21 protein-coding genes are annotated in these 23183 nt (G+C 47.7%); 5 read left to right on the forward strand and 16 right to left on the reverse strand.

The genetic code is table 11. The annotated features are described in order from the left end of the window. Positions 1 to 2: 2 nt before the first annotated feature. From VNK96_09200 to VNK96_09260, 13 genes are all read right to left on the reverse strand, one after another. Positions 3 to 1202: an FHA domain-containing protein gene (locus VNK96_09200; protein ID HWP31879.1), complete on the reverse strand. Its 1200-nt coding sequence runs from the start codon at positions 1200 to 1202 to the stop codon at positions 3 to 5. Positions 1203 to 1260: 58 nt separating this feature from the next. Beyond that, complete coding sequence (locus VNK96_09205; GenBank protein ID HWP31880.1) at positions 1261 to 2916, reverse strand: NAD(P)H-hydrate dehydratase; 1656 nt, start codon at positions 2914 to 2916, stop codon at positions 1261 to 1263. A gap of 543 nt (positions 2917 to 3459) precedes the next feature. Continuing rightward, complete coding sequence (locus VNK96_09210; GenBank protein HWP31881.1) at positions 3460 to 4953, reverse strand: trypsin-like peptidase domain-containing protein; 1494 nt, start codon at positions 4951 to 4953, stop codon at positions 3460 to 3462. Positions 4954 to 4955: 2 nt separating this feature from the next. Continuing rightward, positions 4956 to 6212 carry a sigma-E factor regulatory protein RseB domain-containing protein gene (locus VNK96_09215; protein ID HWP31882.1) on the reverse strand — a complete coding sequence of 419 codons (1257 nt, stop codon included), beginning with the start codon at positions 6210 to 6212 and terminating at the stop codon, positions 4956 to 4958. Next, on the reverse strand, positions 6209 to 6664 hold the full coding sequence (locus VNK96_09220) for a zf-HC2 domain-containing protein (protein HWP31883.1): 456 nt from the start codon (positions 6662 to 6664) through the stop codon (positions 6209 to 6211). The genes VNK96_09215 and VNK96_09220 overlap by 4 nt, the downstream gene beginning before the upstream one ends. Beyond that, the gene (locus tag VNK96_09225; GenBank protein HWP31884.1) at positions 6661 to 7263 is read right to left on the reverse strand and encodes a sigma-70 family RNA polymerase sigma factor; all 603 of its coding nucleotides are present in this window, start codon (positions 7261 to 7263) and stop codon (positions 6661 to 6663) included. The genes VNK96_09220 and VNK96_09225 overlap by 4 nt, the downstream gene beginning before the upstream one ends. A gap of 194 nt (positions 7264 to 7457) precedes the next feature. Beyond that, positions 7458 to 8399, reverse strand: coding sequence for a hypothetical protein (locus tag VNK96_09230; GenBank protein HWP31885.1), 942 nt, complete (start codon positions 8397 to 8399; stop codon positions 7458 to 7460). Continuing rightward, a complete protein-coding gene (locus tag VNK96_09235; GenBank protein ID HWP31886.1) occupies positions 8374 to 8703 on the reverse strand; it encodes a cyclic-di-AMP receptor in 330 nt (109 codons plus the stop codon). The genes VNK96_09230 and VNK96_09235 overlap by 26 nt, the downstream gene beginning before the upstream one ends. Continuing rightward, entirely contained in the window at positions 8700 to 9341 is a 642-nt protein-coding gene (gene tmk / locus VNK96_09240; protein HWP31887.1) for a dTMP kinase, read from the reverse strand. The genes VNK96_09235 and tmk overlap by 4 nt, the downstream gene beginning before the upstream one ends. Next, positions 9338 to 10885: a R3H domain-containing nucleic acid-binding protein gene (locus tag VNK96_09245; protein HWP31888.1), complete on the reverse strand. Its 1548-nt coding sequence runs from the start codon at positions 10883 to 10885 to the stop codon at positions 9338 to 9340. The genes tmk and VNK96_09245 overlap by 4 nt, the downstream gene beginning before the upstream one ends. 33 nt (positions 10886 to 10918) lie before the next feature. Beyond that, positions 10919 to 12025: a trypsin-like peptidase domain-containing protein gene (locus VNK96_09250; protein HWP31889.1), complete on the reverse strand. Its 1107-nt coding sequence runs from the start codon at positions 12023 to 12025 to the stop codon at positions 10919 to 10921. Position 12026: 1 nt separating this feature from the next. Continuing rightward, entirely contained in the window at positions 12027 to 12488 is a 462-nt protein-coding gene (gene ribH, locus VNK96_09255; protein HWP31890.1) for a 6,7-dimethyl-8-ribityllumazine synthase, read from the reverse strand. Beyond that, entirely contained in the window at positions 12488 to 13768 is a 1281-nt protein-coding gene (locus tag VNK96_09260; protein HWP31891.1) for a bifunctional 3,4-dihydroxy-2-butanone-4-phosphate synthase/GTP cyclohydrolase II, read from the reverse strand. Before VNK96_09260 ends, ribH begins: the two co-directional genes overlap by 1 nt. 165 nt (positions 13769 to 13933) lie before the next feature. Between VNK96_09260 and VNK96_09265 the strand changes: the two genes are divergently transcribed. Continuing rightward, on the forward strand, positions 13934 to 14263 hold the full coding sequence (locus VNK96_09265; protein ID HWP31892.1) for a hypothetical protein: 330 nt from the start codon (positions 13934 to 13936) through the stop codon (positions 14261 to 14263). A 150-nt stretch (positions 14264 to 14413) separates the two neighbouring features. Here VNK96_09265 and VNK96_09270 read toward each other — a convergent pair whose 3' ends face one another. The 3 genes from VNK96_09270 to VNK96_09280 all read right to left on the reverse strand — a co-directional run bounded on the left by VNK96_09270 (position 14414) and on the right by VNK96_09280 (position 18312). Then, positions 14414 to 15565, reverse strand: a complete 1152-nt coding sequence (locus tag VNK96_09270; GenBank protein ID HWP31893.1) for a 2-isopropylmalate synthase — start codon at positions 15563 to 15565, stop codon at positions 14414 to 14416. 223 nt (positions 15566 to 15788) lie between these two features. After that, complete coding sequence (locus VNK96_09275) at positions 15789 to 17426, reverse strand: hypothetical protein (protein ID HWP31894.1); 1638 nt, start codon at positions 17424 to 17426, stop codon at positions 15789 to 15791. A gap of 64 nt (positions 17427 to 17490) precedes the next feature. Next, positions 17491 to 18312 carry a phytanoyl-CoA dioxygenase family protein gene (locus VNK96_09280; GenBank protein ID HWP31895.1) on the reverse strand — a complete coding sequence of 274 codons (822 nt, stop codon included), beginning with the start codon at positions 18310 to 18312 and terminating at the stop codon, positions 17491 to 17493. A gap of 172 nt (positions 18313 to 18484) precedes the next feature. On the opposite strand from VNK96_09280, the gene VNK96_09285 reads away from it, so the two are divergent. From VNK96_09285 to efp, 4 genes are all read left to right on the forward strand, one after another. Further along, entirely contained in the window at positions 18485 to 19042 is a 558-nt protein-coding gene (locus tag VNK96_09285) for a PEP-CTERM sorting domain-containing protein (protein HWP31896.1), read from the forward strand. Between the two features lie 108 nt (positions 19043 to 19150). Further along, on the forward strand, positions 19151 to 21118 hold the full coding sequence (locus VNK96_09290; protein HWP31897.1) for a DUF6785 family protein: 1968 nt from the start codon (positions 19151 to 19153) through the stop codon (positions 21116 to 21118). Next, positions 21115 to 22551, forward strand: a complete 1437-nt coding sequence (locus VNK96_09295; protein ID HWP31898.1) for a CPBP family glutamic-type intramembrane protease — start codon at positions 21115 to 21117, stop codon at positions 22549 to 22551. The genes VNK96_09290 and VNK96_09295 overlap by 4 nt, the downstream gene beginning before the upstream one ends. Before the next feature lie 61 nt (positions 22552 to 22612). Further along, positions 22613 to 23182 carry an elongation factor P gene (efp, locus tag VNK96_09300; GenBank protein ID HWP31899.1) on the forward strand — a complete coding sequence of 190 codons (570 nt, stop codon included), beginning with the start codon at positions 22613 to 22615 and terminating at the stop codon, positions 23180 to 23182. Position 23183 lies beyond the last annotated feature (1 nt).

Here is a 23183-nt window from a genome sequence, read left to right on the forward strand (position 1 = left end):
TATTATGATTCGAACGCCAAACGCACACTCCCCAACTGCACGGTGTCTCCGCTTCGCAGTTCGGTTTCCTCCTCGATTTTTTTGCCGTTCACGAATGTGCCATTGCTGCTGCCTATATCCTTTATGAATACGCGAGAATTCTCGCGCCGAATTTCGGCATGTCTGCGGCTTACCGTGGAATCCGTTACGCAAAGCTCGCCTTCTCTTCCGATAACGTGCGTGCCTTCGGGAATTTCCAGCTGAATCCCTTCTCCGACCAATTTATATGTTTGTAACGATGCGACTGCCGAGGTTGGAACCGTTTGTATAGTGCATGCGCAAGTTCCGTCCTCTCGATACGGCTCTCCGCAATAAGGGCAATGCCCCTCCGGAACGATGGTAGCCTGCTCGAAAGGTTTCTGTTCGGTTTGCGGCGACCCGTTTATGTTTTCCGAAGGCTCGCCCGTCGGAACTTCTACACCTAAGGAACGCAGTTTCGATAAAACGAGCGATTCATGTCGTTTCAACAAGCGAAGAAGCGTATACAAAGCGATCGCTGCAATTCCTAAACTCAAAATCCATCCGAAAAAATTCCCGAGCGCAGAACCACCCGAAGACTCACTCGGCACCCCCTCTGTTTTCTGCGCTATAGGCGCTTTGGGTTCACCGGGAACTTTAACTGCTAAATCGGGTACTCGATTGTCGCGTTTTAAACTCAAGACCATTTTTTGTGAAATCGTTTTCCTTTCCGTACCGTCTAAGTACCGAATTTTTACTTCTGCTTCGCCTGGCGGAACGAAATAGAAGTCCACTTTACCGTTCGCGAGTAAATCCTTCTTCTCCTCGTTTCCTACACGAAGTACGACCATGCCGTAATTCAATATTCCCCCCCCTTGATATGCGCTGATTCTTACTTGTCCAATACGCCAGTCTTTTTCCGAGACTTTCCAAATACCCCCTTCGATGTCTTCGATAGGTTTTATTGCGACATTCCCACTGTCCGTTTCATAAACTGCAAGATAACCTTTTTTGTCCTCCAAGGGAAAATCGACTTCCTTCGCTGTGAATTCTCTGCCCCTCGGAATTTCGTTCGGTATTTCGCTCAACACACTGATTTCTCGGTTTTTCTCCGAAGAAAAGACAATCTTTATCTCCGCTGCATTGCCTAAAACTCCAAGCAGCGATAACCACATTGCGAAATACAAACCTAAACCCTTTTTCATACACACAAAGGTTTTCTCGTTCCTATTAAACAAATGCCGCATTAAATAAACGCCTCGCTCAATTTTCGGATTCCTCGAATCGTTCTAACCGTACATCTTCATCATCCTCATCCTCTTCTTCGTCTCCGTTTCGGAATTGCTCCGCCAAGATCTCCATGAATTGCTTGCGCGCCTTCGGAATGGCGTTCGCGATTTCCGAAGCGAGTGCTCCTTGATATCCTTCGAAATCCTCCGCCAAAAGATCCGCCACGAAGCCGTGAAGATAAGCAGCGAGCGCTGCAGCGTCATAAGGCTCCATCCCTATCGCTAAATTAGTTGCAATCATTCCCGTTAAAACGTCTCCAGTTCCTCCTGTAGCGAGCAATTGGTTCCCCATCGGATTGACTGCGACATCCTGATTCGGTGCCGTTATCAATGTATAAGGACCTTTCAGCAAAACTGTCGTCTGATATTTTTTTGCAAGCTCACGCACCGATTCGAAACGGTCTTTGCGGATTTCCGATGCATCCGTTTTCATAAGTCTTGCCGCTTCTCCTTCGTGAGGCGTCAAAACAGCCTTAACCCTCGGCATTTCAGAAATCTCCGGCAAAAAATATAAAGCATCTGCATCGAGGACGCACGGCTTGTCTAATTTGGCGAAAAACAAGGAGAGGAATTCTTTAGCAGGGGTTTTACGAGAGAGACCGGGCCCGATCGCCACTGCGTTGCATCGTGAAACCGCCTCCAAAAGCCGTGACAAAGAATCTGGCGAAATACAACCTTCCTCTGAAGACAAAGGAACTAAAGGGCATTCGGGTAGATGCATTGTAACTGCATTCAAAACCGTAGGAATCGAAGCAACGACAACGAGCCCTGCTCCTGCCCTATAAGCACCCATCGCAGTCAAAGCCGCTGCACCAGGAAATTCCTCCGCACCTGCTATGACCAGCACAACTCCTGCGCTTCTCTTATGCGCCGCTACGGGACGAATATGAAGATGCTCGATAAGCCACAAGGGAGTTAATAAAAAGGCATGCCCGGCATTTTCGACGAGTTCCCACGGAAAACCGATGTCTGCGATTGTGTATTGACCTGATGCTATGAGACCATCGTTCTGGAATAAAAAAGGTTTTGGGAGCCCGAATGTAACCGTGCGATTTGCATTCACGTGGTTTCCGAGGCTCATTCCCGTATCAGGGTGGATTCCGGTCGGGATATCGGCACTCACTATGAATCTCCCTTGACGGGTCGAGTTAATAAGTTCGAGTATTTCGCCCTTAGGTGGAGAATGCACACCAATTCCGAGCAATGCGTCAACGACACAATCGAATTCCTCGATTTGTTGCTTGACAAGGGCATAACCTTTATCTTCTGGGCTGAAGATTTTTATTCCCGACTCCGTTGCTAATCTGTATTGAAAAAGCGGCTCTTCTTTCAGCGCGGAAGGTGAGACGGAAAGAAGCACCGTAACTTGCTTGTCGTTCTCTGCCAATTTTCGAGCAGCAGCGAGTCCGTCTCCTCCATTGTTTCCTGGACCGCAAAGAACGAGGATGTTCTCGATGTTGTCGTTTTCCAAAATCACACTGGCGAGTTCTCCGCCAGCGTTTTCCATTAGTTCACGAGTTGAAATGCCGTACTCATCGCGAGCGCGGCGGTCTATTTCTGCCATTTCGGCGGCGGTTACGATTCTCAGTCTTTTTCCTCCTTGCTGGAGCGCGTACGATTCTTCCTCCACACCCTACGTGATAATAAACCCGACCCTGAAGCAAGGGACGGACGCGAGGAATCTCTTCGAAACATTGCTCACAAGCATACAGCAGTTTCTTCTTCGAATAACTCTTTTTGCAAGGGTAATTGTGCGTAGCAACAGGCTTTTGCCCCAATTGAAGCATCGCCCATCGCCATTCGACTCCGTGAGGCTTCGCAGCATCTCCCCAAACTTCGTACACGTAAAGGTGAGCATATTCATGGTAGACGGTTTCTCGTACCCTCTCAGGAGTAGTCAAAAGAAGTTTGCTCAAGCAAATCACATGCTCATCGTAATACACCCTCCCAGCCGTGGTTCTGTAGTTCCTCCAAACAATTTTCGGGAGCCGCCTGATAGGAAGTATGCCTCGCGCATCCGAAATAGTTTTTAGAGCTGCGCGCCACAACTCAGAGGGGATCTCATCCTCTTTTTTATAAAAAAAACGCCTAAAAGAAAACATCGCCGCAAATGCAAATTATGCACATGCGGCGAATAACTTCAATACTTTCTAAAAAAATTTTACAATTTTTTTTAGAAGCGTATCGTCACACGAACTTGCATGACTTCAGCACCACCTTCGGACACTTTTCCGAAGCCGAGAACCGTTCTGTCGCCGGGTTTATACTTCGCTAATTCTTTCCGAAGGTCTGCTGCATTTTCGATTTCTTTCTCGCCTAAGTGAGTGATGATCATTCCGGGCTTGACCCCAGCGCGGTCGGCAACCGAACCTGGAACAACCGCCTCGACCATCACTCCTTTTTTAGTCGGAGACATGTCTTTTTCGTTAGGTGTCAACTCGCGTATTTGAACGCCGAGCTTCGGAGGTTCACCAGGACGCTCCTCGGGTGATGGAGTGCTCTTGCGAGGAGGCTCTTTCCCGAATGGCTCATCGAAGATATCAGGCGGGAAGACGTCTATTCGAGGGCGAAGTTCTGGCATTTCTGCTACGACCCGTGTGGGATATTCACCTAACTTCACTTGCGTCGTTTTAGTGACCTTGTCTCGAACGTATTTGACCGTTACAGTTTCACCTGGGCGATGCGTAAGCATGGCATTGCGGACGTCTATTTCTGTTCGCACGGGTTTCCCAGCAATCTCGATAATCACGTCGCCTTTGCGAATCCCTGCTTTATACGCAGGAGAATTTTCCTCGACGAGCTCCACGATCGCCCCGTAACTTACGCCGCTTTGTTGAAGTTCAAAGGGACGCATGCTTCTGGGCACTAATCCCATGAACCCACGAATGACTTTTCCGTGTTCTATGAGTTGATCAGCGACGACTTTCGCAGTGTTAGATGGGATAGCGAATCCAACTCCGACGCTCGTTCCCGACGGAGAACTTATCATCGTATTGATCCCTACGACTTCCCCGCGATAATTCAATAGCGGACCACCAGAGTTTCCAGGGTTGATAGCAGCATCCGTTTGGAGAAGTTCGAAATACCCTTTTGCCTCTCCACGATAAAAATCATAGGCAACCCCCGAACGACCCCTTGCGCTGATGTGACCGAAAGTTACGGAGTGATCAAAGCCAAAAGGAGAACCGACCGCAATAGCGAGTTGTCCTGGTTTCACTTTGTCGCTGTCAGCAAAACGTGTAGGGATCAAGTTTGTTTTGTTGACCTTTACTAATGCGATATCGCTTACAGGGTCTCGAAGCACTTTTCCGGTAACCGTCTCACCCGTATAGAAAGTGACTTTCACTTCATCGCTTCCAGCAACGACATGTTCGTTCGTGATGATGTAGCCATCAGCACGATAAATAACTCCAGAACCCTCGCCACGCATTCGTCCGTTTTCGATGTGAACGACCGAAGGCATGACCTGTTCGACGAGATTCGTGCTCGCTTCATCGAGCAAAGCTAAGATCTCGTTGCCTTTTATGTGAGTGGTTGCGGACGGGCTTTCGGTTACTTCAGCCAACACATGAGGACGAGCACTATAAAAAACAGCCATTCCGACACCACCAATTGCAACACCGGCTAAGAGAGCCCACACTACTGGATTTCGCAATACACTTTGCATCTTTATGAACCTCCGTTTCTTTTTGGAATTTTTTGCAAATCTTGCGGATTTCTCCCTCGCTTATCACGCGAAAAACAAGACTTGAGCGCTTCGGGAGCAGTTTTTCCGTCTTGTAATACTTTTAAACACCGCCATAACTCCTTCTCGTTCCCCCGAGAGGCAAGAAACAAGAAATTAATTTCATCGAAACCAAGCCCATAATCTCGAAACCTCTCGACCCAAGTAACAGAAGCTCCGAACTTCTCTGCTGTCTCTTTTAGAAGTTCAGGCTCCTTCTTAGCGCCCTCCTTCAAAAACTCGAGAACGGTTTCTCGCGCTTCGTCGGGAATTTCGCCTGTTACAAAAATACTTACACCGTCTATTACAATCTGGCTTTTTCTCCTTCTATCCCGAGAACTCGTGTCATCGTATTTCCTCTGATACAGAGTGAGCATTGCGACTCCATCCGTATAACGAAGGGCTGCTAAAGGTGTTCGGTAAGAAACCAAAGAACCCTCGATAAACGTAAAGCCATAAGGCATTCGAACAGGATGAATTACTTGGAACCCCGCTTCCCTTCTTAACTCGCTAATCCTTCGAAACGAACGGGGGGGCGCTATTTTGATTTCTCTCGGTTTTCCAATAGGCTTGAACGTATTATTCGGTGAAGTGTTTTTCGTAAAGTCAATAAATAACGTATCGCTGATCACTTTCTTTTCACCGCTCGGATGGGTCCAAGCGACTCTTAGCACCGCCGGATACTCTTCATCGAGCCAATACGTTCGAGTAAACAATGCCTCTGATGCTTTCGGCTTTAAAACTATCGCCACTGTATTTCGACCTGCTATCTTCGTCTTCCCCTCCGTTAGGGTCGTATAGTTTTTTCTTACCAAATCGATGCGTAAAGGAAGATCATGCTTTGCTTCGTTTAGATTTTCTTGAATAACCAACACGTTCCTATCCGGAAAATATTGAAGCCACTCTTTAGGTTTTCTAATGCTTATCTCGCCTGCTCGACTAAGTGGAGACAACACTAAAACGGAATTGATTTCCTCTGCGATACGGTCCTGGCGAACACGAAGAGTCGTTTTTCCATCCCAACGAGTGTAAGTTCGAATCGCTGTATAGGAAAGTTTATTTTCTTCCGCCAAAACCTTGCAAAGAGTTTCGAGTGCATTCTTTTCCTCGGAATAGTGTTCCCAAATCGGAAATGCTAAAAGTGAACTTCCTACAACACCTATCCCGACAGATGCCAAGTGAAAAATTTTCTTTCTAATCACGGAGATTTTCGCTCGATACTTATCGGTATTCCTGGATTGAACGGATTGCGATACTGCTGATTAGACTCATCGTGTACCCACTCCGGAGAAGAGCCATAAATATCGAGATTATCGTTAGGTCGAGTTTGTGTTTGTAAAAAAATCGCAATTGTAATTGCCACCGCTGTTCCTAAAGCCGAAACAATTGCCAAACCGAGTCCGAATGGGATTTGGACACCTGCGTTCATCGCTCCTACTGTCGCAAGTCTGGCAAGCAGACGCTGTTCGAATTCTTGCGAAGGTTCTCGTTGTGGAAGCGAAGAGACGAGTTCTTTGATTCTTTTATGTGAATCGAACTCTGCTCGACATGAATCGCACGAGTTCAGGTGCTCTCGAATTTTTTTCGCCTCGTCATTCGAGAGCTCTCCATCTATATACGATGCTATTCGTCGTTGTACGATTCCGCAATTCATACGAGTTGTCCGTATTTCTCTGGATTGGATTTCAGGAGATAGTTACGCAATTGTTTTCTGCCTCGGTGAATTCGAGAACGTACCGTGCCTATGGAAGTGCCCATCACTTGAGCAATTTCTTCGTAGGAAAGACCTTCCAAATCGGATAGCAATACCGCGACCCGAAAATCAGGTGTCATTTTTTTCAGGGCTTCTTGCACTTCCATATCGAATTCCTCATGGATTAACAACTTATCGGGTACGAAAGATTCATCAGAAAGTTCCCTCGTCGCCCCTTGCTCCGAATGAGGGGTGTCTAAACTTGTTTCTTTGGTCTTGCTCCGTCTTCGGGTGTGGTCAATGAACGCATTCGTCATGATTCGGAAAAGCCAATTCGTGAATGGCATGTCCGTTTTGTACCGGTAAAAAAACCGATATGCTCGCAAGAAAGCCTCTTGCACGAGGTCTTCGGCATCTGAGGAATCACCTGTAAGCCGGAATGCTAACTGATACGCCTGCTTGTAACTGCTTTTCAGCAGGTTTTCGAACAACTCTCTGCGGCTTTCAGCCGCTGCTGCCTTTGCTCCAGTAAATGCCACCTGACTTTCTCCGAACTTCACCGCACATTCTACGCTATTTTTCGGGAACGAGGTTCCCAAAATGGCGCTTGGATACGCAACAGATGCTTTCCAAGAGCAACCATCCTACCAACTGTGGGAGCGCCTTGAGGCGCGATTGTTTATGAACTGGATTGCTCTTGCAGTCGAGGCTATTCACTTATGAAGTGTTATAAAAAAAACTCTTCGGACTTGTGCTACAAATTGCGCATAAAAAACGCAGCGGACAGGTAATCCAGTCTCACATTTCCCTGAAGGGCACGATGCATCTCCAGCAAATCTCGTAACATTTCTCCTGTTCCTATTCCCTCTGTTCGGAAGAGATACATCAAACCGTTAGAGAAGTACTGAATCACTTCAGCCTGACTCGCACGCGTCTCGGATTGCGTATCCTTATTCGCCTCTATATATCTTTTGCAAAAATCTAAAAACTCTTCGCTCACGACAAGCGCTTCCCCCTTACTGCGTTTCCTCAAATTCCGAATCCAAGAATAAAAAGACTGCGACCATTCGTATAATTCCGGAGAATCCAATTTCAGAGCCGACTCAGGCGCTCCGAGTGACAGGGCACGCGCTGCTTCCGAAAACTTTTCATCTTCTTCGAAACCACAAGGAACTCGCAAACATCTCGAGCGAATCGTCGGAATGATTTTCCCTTCTGCACTCGTCGTGAGAATATAGCGCGCATAAGGGGGGGCTTCCTCGAGTAGCCTCAATAATCCATCGGCAGCCTCCCTTGTCAATCTCTCTGCTTCGAAAATCAAAACGACTTTCGTTTTCGCTTGTACTGGTTCCGTGCGCATAAATTCGCTGACCGGTATTTCTTCCGCTTCTTCGCTGGTGAGTCTTATTTGACCCATGCGTATCCAATCCGATTTTCCTTTTGGACGAACGGTGAGCAAATCCGGAGAAAGGTTTTTTTCGAAATTTCTACACGCAGAGCATTCACCGCAAGGTTTTTCATTCTTGGTTTCCATGCATAAGTAGGCTTGCGCTAAATGTTCGGCGAACGCGGATTGCCCAGCACCTTCTATGCCTGTAATCAAAACCGGTATGCCTCTTTCGAAAGTAGGAAGAACCTTCAAAAAACGCTGAGAAACAGCACCGAGATGTTCAATAACGGCACATTTCTTCGACATGGATTATCCATACTACCGCTCCACCGACAGGGACTTTAATGGGATTCGGAACGAATGTCCCGACAGGAGTTCCATCCGGTGGAAGAACGTTCACAATTTGTTCGCGTGTTTGACAGTTCTGCTCGATGATTTTCAGCACCGCGTCTTTTTCTTCGTCTTCGATTCCGATGAGAAATGTCGTATTCCCTTCTCGTAAAAATCCACCCGTCGAACTGATAATCGTAAACTTGAAACCGTTCCGTATCAAGTCGTCTACGACCTTGTTTTTATCTCGGTTGTGGATTACGGCTACGACTAATTTCAAAATCCCCTCCGACTTCTCGCATTATAGCCAGGATTCGATACGAATTCACTCACTATAACCCATGCCTTTTCCAAAAGTTCTTCCTTCGAAAGTCTTCCATCGAGAATACGCCAGCGTTTCGGGTCGCTTGCCGCTTCTTTCAAAAAACCCTCTCGCACGCGGCGATGAAATTCCAAAGGTTCGGAGTCCATACGATCTGGCCCATCTACCCTCTTCAATCCGAATTCAGGTTCGATATCCAAAAGAAAAGTAATGTCCGGCACCAGAGAATCCGTCGAAATCTCGTTGAGATGTTTTAATTCATGGATAGGCAATCCTCTGCCATATCCTTGATACGCGATTGTCGAATCTGCGAACCGATCGCAAACCACATAAGTACCTTTTTCTAAGGCTGGATGAATGATGTCTTTACAATGTTGCCTACGGTCTGCCAAAAATAAAAACGCTTCGGTCCACGCATCCAAATCTCCGCTATGCAATATCAATTCCCGAAGCAATTTCCCGACAGTGCCATCACCTGGCTCTCGAGTGAGCAACACGGGAATTTTCGTTTCTTCGAAGCGTTTTGCTAATGCACTCGCTAACGTGCTTTTTCCAGAACCCTCCGTCCCCTCCAAAGTGATCAATTTCCCTTTCATAGATGAGGAAGAATTCGAACACGCCTAAACGGCTCTTCTCCGAATGCTTCGCTGTGCAAGCGATGCGCTTCGATGATTTGATGCTGCAATCTCCTTATAGGAAGGGGTTGCGGAGACAATTCATAAGGTTTTCCTTTCGTCTTTACATGTTCGATTGCTTCTAACACTTCCTTCTTAATTTCTTCGTCCTTCTCGATAAATCCTTCTCCGTTGGACTGCAGGATTTCGTCTAAAGCGTGAGCGATTTGCGAAAGACTGTTGCTCTTTACGACGATTATCGGAATGGAACGCCCCGCACGGTCGCGCAATTTGCTCGGCCGATGTTGTAAGGAACTTCGCATCGCTACAACCACATCCGCATCGGAAAGGCTTTGAGAAATTACGACCGGTGCCTTCTTTTCTTGAATAGCCCTATCCAAACGCGTGCGAGCAATACCATAAGGAAAAACGCGTATGACCTTACGGAATGGTTTTGTCGGTATGGCGGGGAATTCTTCGATGCGTTTTTCTTTTTTCTCTTCTGTTACCGCTTCATGCGCACCTTTCTCCCCGGCAATAACCTCGAAATGACCCGTCTCCGTGCGCACACGAATTTCGGGCTGAGGCGTAATACCCCGCAAAATCATATCCACGGTTCTCTGCACATCGTGATGAACGGCTAAGCGATTGTAGTCGATCAACTCGATCACCACATCGAAGGTTGGGGGGGCTTTTCTTTCCAAAACGGTCTTTTGAGTACCGCGGCGCTTAGCCTCTTCGTCGGAAAGAGTAACCGTCTGTATCCCTCCCACCAAATCGCAGAGCGTCGGGTTCATCATCAGGTTTTCCAACGTTCTTCCATGAGCCGTCCCTATGAGTTGCACGCCTCGTTCGGCAATCGTGCGCGCCGCATAGGCTTCTGCCTCCGTGCCGATTTCGTCAATGACAATCACTTCGGGCATGTGGTTTTCCACCGCCTCGATCATCACCTGGTGCTGTTTCGTCGGGTCGGAAACTTGCATTCGTCTCGATGCACCGATACCAGGATGAGGCACATCTCCGTCCCCCCCGATTTCGTTCGAAGTATCTACGATGACCACGCGTTTCCCGAAATCGTCAGCGAGCATCCTTGCGACTTCGCGCAATTTCGTGGTCTTACCTACCCCCGGCTTTCCGAGAAAAAGAATGGAATGGTTCGTGGAGACGATGTCGTGAATCAAATCAATCGTCCCTTGAATCGCACGCCCTACTCTGCAGGTCAGCCCTATGACACGACCTTGACGGTTTCGAATCGCGCTGATTCGATGAAGCGTTCTCTCGATGCCCGCTCGATTGTCCCCACCGAATTCGCCCACTCGCTCGCTAACATAGCGAATGTCATCGGCGGTAACAAGATAATCATTCATCCGCTCCCATCTATCCATGTAGCGAATCTCTGCAGGACGTCCATAATCCAACACGACTTCGATCAATCGCTCACCATCGGGGGATGTGAGTATTCGCTCACGAATGACGGGAGGAAGAGCATTGAGAAATAGTTCTAATTCTGTTTTGAAAGAGTTCACGCTTTTTGTTTAAATAAACGATTTATTCACGTTTTAAAATTCCATTTCTTGCAGGGTTACCGTCGCCGTTTTTATTTCACCTCGCTGCCAATATTTTATCTTCACCTTTTGGCCAATTTCCGCTTTGAGTAGGAAGGTCAAGTAGTCGCTCAAGGTAGCCAGTTTTTTATTTTCCACCTCTAAAAGTACATCCATTTGCCCCAAACCTGCCTTGCGAAGAGGGGAGTTTTCGCTCAACTCCCAAATGACCAAACCCTCATCAGGCGGATTCGGACCTACATCCTCGCTAAAACGGGGGTCATGAAGAACCCAACTGGGAAGGAATTTCCTCACACCCAAATCCGGATGTCGTGCCTTACCATATTTTTCGATATCGCTGATAAACCGCCTCACTCGGTTGCTCGGTATAGCGAACCCTATCCCGATGCTGCCCATATCGGTGCTCGCAATAATCGTGTTTATTCCTATGACCTCCCCTTGGATGTTCCCGAGCGCTCCTCCGCTATTTCCCGCATTGATAGCCGCATCCGTTTGAATAGCACCGACTAACGGAAAACGTTCGCGGGAAGCAGGCAGATCTCGGTTCAATGCGCTCACAACACCGACACTTACCGTTCCCTCATAACCCAATGGATTTCCCACCGCAATCACCCATTCACCCACCGCGACATCGTCGCTGTTTGCGAGTTTTGCAAACGGTAAATTCGTTGCATCCACTTTCAATAGCGCCAAATCCGTCAATTCGTCTTTTCCCACGATTTTTGCGGGCAGTACTTTTCCGTTAAGCATGCGCACGGTAACTGCCTCAGCACCTTCGACCACGTGATAGTTCGTTACGATATAACCATCCGAAGAAACAATCACGCCAGACCCTGCCCCCACCGTACGCAATTCTCTATTCGGATCGAAAAATGACGATTCGTGTTTATAAACCGCCAACACTGCTGGAATTAATTTCGCCGCTGCTTCTTCGAAAGCAATTTGACCTTTGACTTTCGCAGTTTTCTGAAGGGGGGCGTTAATGACATCTTGCAATGTGTAAACATCGCGTTTTGGCACCCAACGGTCATAAATCATCATCCCAGAAAGAGACCCGAGCATGCACACGAAGAACATCAATATGTAATTCGTCCAGCGCATTTTATTTCACTTGTTCCAATACCGAAACCATTTCGATTGCTGCTCGAGCCGCTTCCTCCCCTTTGTTGCCTTGTTTCAAGCCTGCTCTTTCTAAAGCTTCTTCTTGTGTGGCACAAGTTAGGATTCCATAGGTTATCGGTACACCGGTTTTAATGGAAATCTCTGCAAGGGAAGACATCACCTGCTGAGAAAGAAGCGAGGCATGAATCGTTGCCCCCTGTAAGATGCAACCAACGCAAACAATCGCATCGACTTTCTCTTCGACGAGTTTTCTCACTGCAACGGGAATTTCCCATGCCCCTGACACCCAAACGATTTGAACATTTTCGTCGCCGCCATGCATTCGAAAAGCACGCAACGCGCCTTCGACTAACTGCTTCGTAATAAATTCATTCCAACGAGAGGCGACAATGGCGTATTTCTTGCCCGTGGCGTTCAACTTCCCCTCGATGATTTTCGGCATTAACCTTTTTCGGATTTTTCGTCGAGATCTTCGGGAATCCAATGTCCCAATTTATCGCGCTTCGTATTCAGATATTTCTTGCTGTGTTTTGTGGGCTCAGTAATTAAAGGAATATGCTCGACGATTTCCAATCCGTAACCTTGAATTCCCGCCACCTTGCTCGGGTTATTCGTCATCAAGCGCAGTTTCCTAATACCGAGGTCAACCAGCACTTGCGCGCCTAATCCGTAATCGCGCAAATCGGGTTTGAAGCCCAATGCTTTGTTCGCTTCTACCGTATCGAGGCCTTTTTCTTGCAATTCGTAAGCACGCAATTTATTAATCAAACCGATTCCTCTTCCCTCTTGAACGATATACAAAAGGCATCCGCGACCCTCTTCAGAAATTTTCTTCAACGCGACTTGGACTTGCGAGCCACAGTCGCATCGCAACGATTCCAAAACGTCTCCAGTCACACAACTCGAATGCACACGCGTAAGCACCGGTTTTCCATCAGACACATCTCCCATCACCAATGCGAGAAAAGGCGCAGGGTCGACTTCGCTCTGATACGCATAAAGCGTGAAAAGTCCGTATTTCGTTGGAAATTCGATAGGTCCTGCCACACGATGAATAAGTTTCTCGTTCTTTCTTCGATAAGAAATCAAATCACTTATCGTGATGATGGAAAGGTTGTGTTCTTTTGCAATTTCGAGCAATTTGGGAAGCCTCGCCATCGTCCCGTCATCATCCAGAATTTCACAAAGCACTCCGACAGGCTTTAACCCTGCGAGTATGCACAAATCCACCGTCGCTTCCGTATGTCCAGCTCGTTTCAACACACCCCCTGGGTCAGCACGCAAAGGAATGACATGCCCTGGCCTCATCAAGTCTTCGGGTTTGGCATCGGGGTCGCAGAAGACACGAATCGTGGTCGCTCTATCGTAGGAGGAAATCCCTGTCGTCGTTCCGTGCCTTGCATCCACGGTCTCCCCCATCGCAGTACCTAACTTCGAGGTGTTGTGTTTCGTCATCATCGGGATGCCGAGTTGCTCCAAGCGCTCCTGTGTGGTAGGAACGCATGGGATACCCCTTCCATACCGGAGCATGAAATTGACTGCTTCCGGGGTGACTTTTTCGGCCGCCATCACGAAATCCCCTTCGTTTTCTCTATCGGGGTCGTCCACGACGATTACGATTTTTCCGGCTCGTATCTCTTCGATCGCAGTCTCGATATCTGTAAAGGGTGAATCCGAGAGAGGCCGATTTGTGCGGGTTTCGACAATCTTATTCTTCGCCATTCTATTAAGGCTTTCTCGACGGAACAATGTTCGACGGAACAATGTTCGCTTCGGTGACTAAATAGTATACCAATATCCGACTTCGCTTAGTGGGTTCGAAAATTCCCCTTGAGGGTGCTCGAAGGATTTCCGATAACTTTAATAACAGCATTTATTCCTAAGAAAATGGAACAGCAATCGAGAAGAACCGAGCAAACTCTTATTTGCCCTATCCAGGGCTTAGACGAAGAGTTTCCCGATTCGGTTTTTGTGCTAAGGGAAAGAAACAGAAACACTTATGGCTGTTACTGCCATAGGGGGGTGCATGGTTTGGCTTGTTTTTCGAATCCCGCAAGGGCTTGCGAGTTTGCAATGCTTTTGAAAACGACTTCTATCGAATGCTTGAAAGTAACCTTCGACGAGGCTCGAGAAATCGCTAAGCAACGCCCCCTTCCTGTCGTTGCCGTGATGTTATTAGATGATTTGGAAAATCCGCTGATTCACTACGTTCGATGATGAAACACTTCTGAATAACGCCAGTCCTCACTTTATAGTCTCTTAAAAGAGCATTGAGAAAGAGAATTTACTAAATCCAACTGAATTAACAAAAAAGCCTCAACTGCAGGAGCAGTCGAGGCATGAAACACGCAAGTGCCTTATTACAAATTATTTGACGCTTTGTACCAACTCTCTTAAATCATCCGATGTAACTTCGTCTTTTTGGTCCGCCACTCGCAAAAATTGTTCGTACAGCCTTTCGAAACGCTCTTCGGGAAATTCGAATCCCAATTCTCGAAGTTTATATTTCAAACCATGCCGACCACTGCGAGCGGTCAAGACAATTTCGCTTCTTTCCGCCCCCACCATGTGCGGGTCGATGATTTCGTAGGTCGATCGTTCCTTCAAAACGCCGTCTTGATGAATTCCACTCGAATGACGATAGGCATTCTCCCCCACAACGGCTTTGTTTCTTTGTACGAGCATTCCTGTCAATTGACTGACTAAACGGCTCACCCCTAAAAGCCTCTTCGTATCCACGCGCGTTTCTACTCCGAAGAGGTCATTTCGAATCACGAAAGCAACGACGACCTCTTCTAAAGACGTATTTCCTGCGCGCTCGCCGATACCGTTTATCGTTACCTCCACTTGTCTCGCGCCATTGAGAACACCCGCTAAAGTGTTCGCTGTTGCCATGCCCAAATCGTTATGGCAATGGCAACTGAGAATTGCTTTATCGGAGTTGGGAACATTTTCTTTGATGCTTCGAATCAATGAACCGTATTCCGTCGGAAACGTATAACCCGTTGTATCCGGAACGTTCAAAACAGTGGCTCCGGCATTGATGACTGCTTCCGCCACTCGATACACGTACTCTTTATCCGCGCGACCCGAATCCTCCATGTAGTATTCGACATCGTCCGTAAATTGGCGAGCGAGTTTAACAGCGCTCACTCCCGCCTCGAGCGCTTGCTCTCGGGTCATGCGCAACTTGTATTGCAGATGGTTATCGCTTACCCCGAGACCTGTGTGAATTCGAGGACGCTCGGCGGGTTTCAATGCTTCCGCAGCAACTTCTATGTCTTTAGGAACAGCGCGCGTAAGTCCGCAAATCGTAACTCCTTTGAGTTCTCTTGCAAGGGTGTTCACCGCTTCGAAATCGCCAGGAGACGAAATCGGGAATCCCGCCTCGATGATGTCCACCCCCAAATCTACGAGCGCTCGCCCGATTTGTAACTTTTCACGGACGTCGAGATGCACACCGGGGCTTTGCTCCCCATCGCGCAGAGTGGTGTCGAACACATAAACTCTATCAGCCATAGCAAGACCTCTTTTGTGGTTCTTTCCTAAATTATACAGCGAGCAAACGGATTTCAGCGCTCAGCATTTCGCCGATTGAGCGAAGAGTGGGACGAAAAAACTTATCGCGCCTTATGGCGCTCCTACGAGCGCAGAAAATATATTTATCGCCCCTTACGGCGCTCCTACGAGCGCAGGAAACTAAATTTATCGCGCCTTACAGCGCTCCTACAGGGTGAACGCTTTATTGATAAACCACGTCGAGGCGAACCATGTCGTACTCGCTCATTTTCTCATCGAGCAAAGTACCGACAGAATTCCATCGCATGATCACGCGAACGCGAACCACATAATCGCCAGGATTTACAAAACGTAAAGGCTCTTTCAAATCCCCGGTGGAAACGGTCATGAAGTCCGTGCCGCAGCGTTGTTTATCCACAGTTATCCATTTCCCTTCGATCACATCGAAGATTTGAATCTCCTGTGTTGCGGGCGTAACGGAATCTTTAGATACGACCGTTACCCCTAAACTCGACACATAATCCCCTTCGAGAGAGAAATCGAACTCCGTGCAAGTGTAGAAACTCGAATTGCCGCTATTATACGGATATGCTTTTACGTCATAAGTCTTTCCTTCTGATTCGAACAAATCCCAAAGACTTCCCGAAACGTACTGACCACTTACAATAGAGACAGCGCTCGGTTTGATTTTCTTAGCCCAAGGAGCATCGTCACTCAAAACCCATGCACCTGTCTGTATATCACCGGCGAGGATTTTCTTCTTACCCAAAAACGGATAAACACCCCAACATCCGTCGTACCCCCCCGTTCCTGCATCGGATGTATCGTACGAAGCGACGAGTTCGAATTTTTTCGTATCGGGATTGATGTCGTGCACCAAAACTCCCGCTTGATACCACGCGGTATAGACGCGATAATCCACAATCAGCGGATCATGAGCGCAGTACGATTTCGAAAGAGAAAGAGTATATTCGTCGCGCTTGATCAAATTCACCCCCCCTGCGCCGTCAGGAACTACCTCGAAAAGCAATATTCCACCGCCTTGTCTTTCCTCTGCAGTTACGATGAACTTTTTGTCAGGAGTCGGCCAGACAGAATGCGTGTTATTCCCGGGAGCCTCCCCTAAAAACCTCGGCTCTTCTTCCGGAAATTTGGAAACATCGTAGAGAAGGACTCCCAAATCCCAATTGGCAACATACAAAATGCCGTCGAGAACCGTGATATCATGCACGAAAATATCTGCTCGCCCCCCCTTAGATAAGCCATGGCGAGTGTTCCTGTCATGGTCTGTGTGAAGGATATAAAATGCATCGCTGATTTTCGCGGGGGGGTCATCGGGATTGTAATCTCTCAAGTCGTAAATGGCAACGTGGGAATCGCGTGAATTCGCTTGATACAGGAACTTGTTTACCGGGTCGTAAAACAGGTTATGCGCTTCCTCGAACGCGTAATCGGTTTCCACTACCCATGTCAAATGTTTCGGGTTATAAGGGTCGCGCACGTCTACGATTTCAATCGCATCTTTACCGTTGTATTCCAAACCGATGAACATCAACCCGTCATAAACCGCTACTTCTTGCGCACTGCAATCGTTATTGGGGCTGGGAACGTTGTAAACCTTGGCAACTTTTATGTTGTCGGGGTCAGAAATATCCAAAATCGTCACACGCGGCTGAAAATAGTGACCAATGTACAAAAAGTTTCCATCACCCCAAACATCCGCCCACGTTTCTCCCGATTTGTCGTAGTGGGAGCGCATGCTCATATTCAAAGGCGGATCGGTAGCGAAAGCATACGTGAAAAGAAAAATCAAAAAGAAAATTCCACTCCGAATTAGAGCATCTGCATTCTGCTTGCCCATCGTTTATAGCCTCCTAAAGGTCGATCTTTACGACGGATTCGAAAACTGATTTTACTCACTCGCTTTAAGAATCTTTTACTCCGACGGAAACGCTGCGGAGATGAGGTTTCGCGATATCCCGATAACCCAAGTGCTCGAAGGGGTCTTTCCCGGTAACGAGAATCACATCTCGATACGGGTCTTCTCCACACCACCGAAGAGGATAATCCGCACTCATGTAATGATTCACCAACGCCCTCCGATAGACATTCGAGCGATTCTTCTTCGATTGATGAAGCAAATATCCGTCGAAAAACAAAACAGAACCCCTTTTCAATTCCACGGGAATCGCTGCGTCTTCATTCACACCCACGCACATCGAACCCACTCCATCGTATTCGTCTCCAGGTGGTTGAGGACCGACTGGATATAGCGGTTCTTTATGCGAGCCGGGAACGACCCATAAACATCCGTTTTCTATCGTCGCATCGTCCAAAGCGATCCACGCACCGGTCAGAGTTCTGTCTTCGGTGGGGATGTAGTATTCGTCCTGATGCCACGCTTGGCCGGGGAATCCCGGAGGTTTGACGAAAAGCATGCTTTGCATGCACTGCACATTTTCTCCGATAATTTGCCGAAGAATTTTTACGATTTCCGGATGCCGAATAACCTCCTCGAGAGTTTTGCTCACTTTATGCGGTTGATGGATGCAAAGGTAATTCTTCAAAACCTCTTCTTCGCTCGCAGTTTCAGGGAGTCGAACGACTCCGGGTACGTCGTAAGCCCCCCGAAAAATCCGAGTAGTTTCATCCAACAAGGTTCGAATTTCTTCTTCTGTAAGCAGATTCTCTGCTATGAAGAATCCTTTTTCTTCATAAAATATATTTCTTCTTTCTTCATAAAGCATATTTTTTCCCAAACCAGACGCCTATAAGGATAGGTTACCCCGTGCCCTATTTCCTTCAATAGATACCCGCATTTTTTTCAGGTTAATGAAATATATTTGATTTTCCTTTCTGAAGTTGAGTCACAATGTAGAGGACGGGTAGTTCAACCCGAATCAAGGAAAGGAGGAATCCATGAAATCTTTTTTATGGATACCGGTAGTAGCCTTTATCGCTATGAACAGTCTTTTCGCGCAAACGGTAGACGTCAAATACGACGTAACCGGGAGCGCAGGAGACTGGACTTTGAACTTCCATGTCTCGAATAACACTCTTCCCGGGGATATGAGCATTTATTTCTTCGGGGTCAAGTTGGATGCAAGAGACATCGTTGGCAGTCCTCCAAGTTGGGATCCTAACACTTGGACAAGTTGGGATAATTCAGCATATGGCGGCTCGAGCACTATATATAACAACAACTGGATCGATCTCGCTTTCGATGCCAACATGGTCCAACCAGGCGAAACACTGGATGGTTTCAAAGCCCATACGACCGTAACCGACATGCCCACCAGCGTGCCGTATTTCTTGTTTGCGGTTAGTTTCACGGGCTACGAGTACTATGGCGACGATGCATTCAATGATGGTTGGAACCCTGGTTTCGAAGGAAAGGCGACCATCATTCCGGAACCGATGAGCATCGCTGCTCTCGGCATGGGAGTGTTGTTGCTGTTAAGGCGAAAAAAGGCATAATTCTCCAATCCCGTTTGGGAGATGAGAAGCAGGAGAGGTGCTTAGGAAACTAAGCACCTTTTCTCTTGGACTACCTATACACACGATTTCGGGGTTAGACTTCTCAATATGGCAGTTGTCCTCGACAAGGGTGAAACTGCACCTGAACCCATTCTAAGACCTCAACCCGTGCGTCTTCGCGCAATCGTTTGGGGGTTTTTGTTCGTATTTCCTGTCTGTTTTTGGAACGCTTGGCAGCCTACGGGAACGATTTATTCCCTTCTTTTCAGCACGATGGCAGCGCTCATCGTCATCGTCGCCCTCAACGCCTTCCTGCACCGCTTTCTCCCTCGCTTCTCATTGAATACCGCCGACATGATTGTGATGTTCGGGATTATCAGTTCCGCCTCCGCGATTTCCGGGGAATGGACATTTCTCAACATGCAATACAACCACGTCTACGCCGGATTCAAAGAGCGTGAACCGCTATACGAAGAAGTCTTTTTGAAATACATCCCCACCTCGATGTATTTCACCGATCCGGACGAGGTGCGAGAATACGTAGCGGGGGGGCATGGTTATTGGTATTTCTTGAGCAAGTTCCACTTATGGGCTCCGAAAATTCTCATGTGGGTTCTTCTCTATGGGCTAATCACGATAGCGCTGCTTTGCGTAAACAGCATCATGCGCGATGCGTGGCTTCGCCAGGAAAGGCTGAGTTTTCCATTGATTCAACTCCCTGTCGCCATGATGGAGGAAAACGGCAGAGGACTGATTTGGCGAAGTAAAGCGATGTGGATTGCGTTCACTATCATGTTCGCCATAGATATGCTCAACGGTTTTCAATATCTAAAACCGAATTTACCGAGCATTCCCGTAAAAGAATGGGTTAACCTGCAATTGTTTTTTCCAGACCCCCCCCTTCGCGCCATAGGCTATACACCCCTCGCGGTTTATCCTTTTCTCGCGGCGCTCGCTCTTTTCGTTCCCAGCGACCTTCTTTTTTCGGTGATTTTCTTTTTCATCGTGCGAAAGGCTCTTTTAGTGCTTTTAGCGGTTTATGGAATCGAGGGTGGAGGAACTTTCGCCGGCGGATTCCTTCATCCAGCCCCCCCCTATTTCACGGAGCAAACCTGGGGGGCAATTTTCGGTTTGTTGGCAACCGCGTTATGGGTAGCGCGCTCTCACTTGAAAAAAGTTTGGCAAGATATCAAAACCGGAGCGACTGCAGAGGACGGCGGAATCCCGCACCGCTGGGCATTCGTGTTGTTTTTGATCTGCACGGGGGGGGTACTCGTCTTTATGGCATACGGCGACTTGCCCATCGCGCTGATGATTCCGTATTTCTTGGCGTTCGTGGGATTCAGTTTCGTCCTCACGAGAATGCGCGCGCAACTCGGACCTCCCACTCACGAGTTCGCTTTTTTAGGTCCTAATCAACTTCTCATGAATTTTTATGGGACGCATTATCTCACCGATAAAAACGCCACTTACCTTTCCACGCTTTTTTTAAGCATCAATCGTCTCTCTCGTTCGCATCCCATGCCTGTACAAATCGAGGCGATGAAAATGGCAGACAATGCGCGCGTCCATCAAGGAACATTCTTCGCGCTTCTTGCAGTCGCATTGCTGTTCGGTATTTTCGTGGGAAGTTTCTGGATGGTCCAACGCGGTTATGTGCGAGGATCTGATGCGGGATGGGGAGACCCTGTTTTCATCGTGAAATACATTCGAGAAAATCGTCACGGTCCCAATCTCGTGGGAATGGCATTCGTGTTCGTAGGCTTTGCTGTAACGACGATTTTGGACGTATTGCGATTTCGTTTCCCTGGTTTCAAACTCCACCCGGTAGGCTACGCGCTCAGCATGAATTTCGGAGTGGATTATTATTGGTTCGGGCTCGTAATTGCGCTCATCGCAAAAACCGCCGTGCAAAGGTATTACGGGTTGCGAGGGTATCGTCAACTCCGCTATGTCGCTTTCGGAATTCTCATTGCGGAATTCACCGCTGAACTTATTTGGGCTTCCTATGCTATGCTGACCCGTCAAAGCACTTATACGATCGGATTCAACGAACGCGGAGTCGGGAGTCAATGAACGAAAACGAAAACTTTTCTAAAAGCGAAGAATGGATTCCCGAACCCTATGAGCCCCCCCCTTCCCCTCGAATGCCAACCGCGCCATGGGCGTGGTGGTTGCTCGCCTTTTCCTTCCTCGCTCTCGCTTCCCTTATTACTCTAACTTTCTTTTTTCCAGGTCCTTTCAAAAAAGACACGAGGGAGTTGATTCAAAAACTAAACTCTTACGAAAAAAACCTCGAGTCAATGGAGAGAGACGACGCAACAATAAAAAAAATCGTCGCAGACATTCGCTCTCGAAAATGGGAGACGAAAGGGGCTAAAGGGGAAGCGGCAAGGGTGCTTCTCGTATTGTCCCAAGCTCTTTCGTCCCCCCCCAAGCCGGATTTTCGAAACCTGAATGCAGAAACCGACGACATCGAGACGAAATCTCTGAAAGAAGAACTCGAAAAGCAAAGAGAGGCACTCAACGAAGCCCTTCGCAAAATCTACTCCTCGAAGACGCTTTCTCTTTCCGAAGCGCATAAACTCGCGCAAACGCTCGCTGCGAATCGAATTACGGACTTTCCTTACGAATGGGCAATAGAAGAGGCTTATAAAAGAGCAGGAATAACACGAGAAGAACTCATCGAGGAAAGGGTGATGCCCGGTATCGGCTTTTTGTTTTTTTCTGGGCTTGTCTGTTGGACATTTTATTTTTCCCTGCGCAGAAGAGGATTTTTAAAACCGAAAGGGATTCCTTTGGAAGGTGAATCTCTGCAAACGGCAGATAGTTTGGGCATTCGCGCATTAGTCGGTCTTGCGCTTTCCATTGTCGGTCCCGCTGTATTCGGGTATCCGTTTAGTTTTTTCATTCCTCCCATTTGGGCGATCTTCATCGGAGAGGCTATTGCGATATTTTTGTTCGTTCTTTATCTGCGAAAACCTGTATTGGGGGTGAGTTTTCCCCTATCGCATTTGGGAATTCACAAACCAAAAATGAGCGATTTGCTCTGGGGAATATGGGGCTTCTTCGCCAATTTCCCCATTATCTTCGTCGCTTTTTTTGTAAGCCAATACCTTTTCAATTGGCTCCCTTCCGAGCAACACCCCGTTTTCAGAGAACTGTTCACCCCTCGCACGCTCTTTCCCGCATTTTTGAACGCGGCCATTCTCGCCCCGATTCTAGAAGAAATATTCTTTCGTGGATGCATCTTTCAAGGCTTGAGCCTTCGGCTGAAAAAAGTCGGCGCCGCTATTTTCTTCTCTTCCTTGGCTTTTGCCGTCGTTCATCCACAGGGAGGGCAATTATGGTTGGTGTTGGGATGGATTGGAGCAATGGGAGCGATTCTCACGTGGCAAACCGGATCCTTGGTAGCAGCCATTGTCATGCATGCGCTCCACAACACGACTGTAATTCTTGCGGCTCTCTACGCTCCTGTGAGCATGGTTTACCCGTGGTATCCGCGATAGACCCCTGTTTTGCTATAATATAAGTTCCTATTACTACTAACCAAATGAGGCAGCGATTCCCTTGGCTATAGACACGAGTGATTTCAAAACAGGTATGTGCATCTATCTCGATGGAGATGTTTATCAACTCATCGAGTTTCAACACGTCAAACCGGGAAAAGGTGGCGCTTTCGTACGAACGAAGCTGAAACGTTTGAAAACCGGACAAGTTTTAGAAAAGACCTTTCGCGCTGGTGAACGGATAGAGCCTGCGTTTGTCGAAAAAAGAAATCTGCAATTTCTCTACCGTACTGATGACCAAATCACCTGCATGGATATGGAAACTTTCGACCAAGAGACTTATCCGGTTTCGCTTTTCGGCGAGGCTGCAAAATACTTGCTCGAGGGAATGACCGTTCAAGCATTGACTGCCGATGGCGAGGTCATCGGTTTGGAAGTGCCGACTTTCGTCGAACAGAAAGTCGTGGAAACTGACCCGAGTTTTAAAGGAGATACGGTGAGTGGAGGGAAACCTGCGAAACTCGAGAGCGGTGCAGTGGTGATTGTCCCGTTCCATATCAACGTCGGGGACGTCATTAAAGTAGATACTCGAACTGACACCTATTTAGAAAGAACACAAACGGCAGGTTAAT

The organism is Fimbriimonadales bacterium (assembly GCA_035559795.1).
Classification (GTDB): domain Bacteria; phylum Armatimonadota; class Fimbriimonadia; order Fimbriimonadales; family ATM1; genus DATMAR01.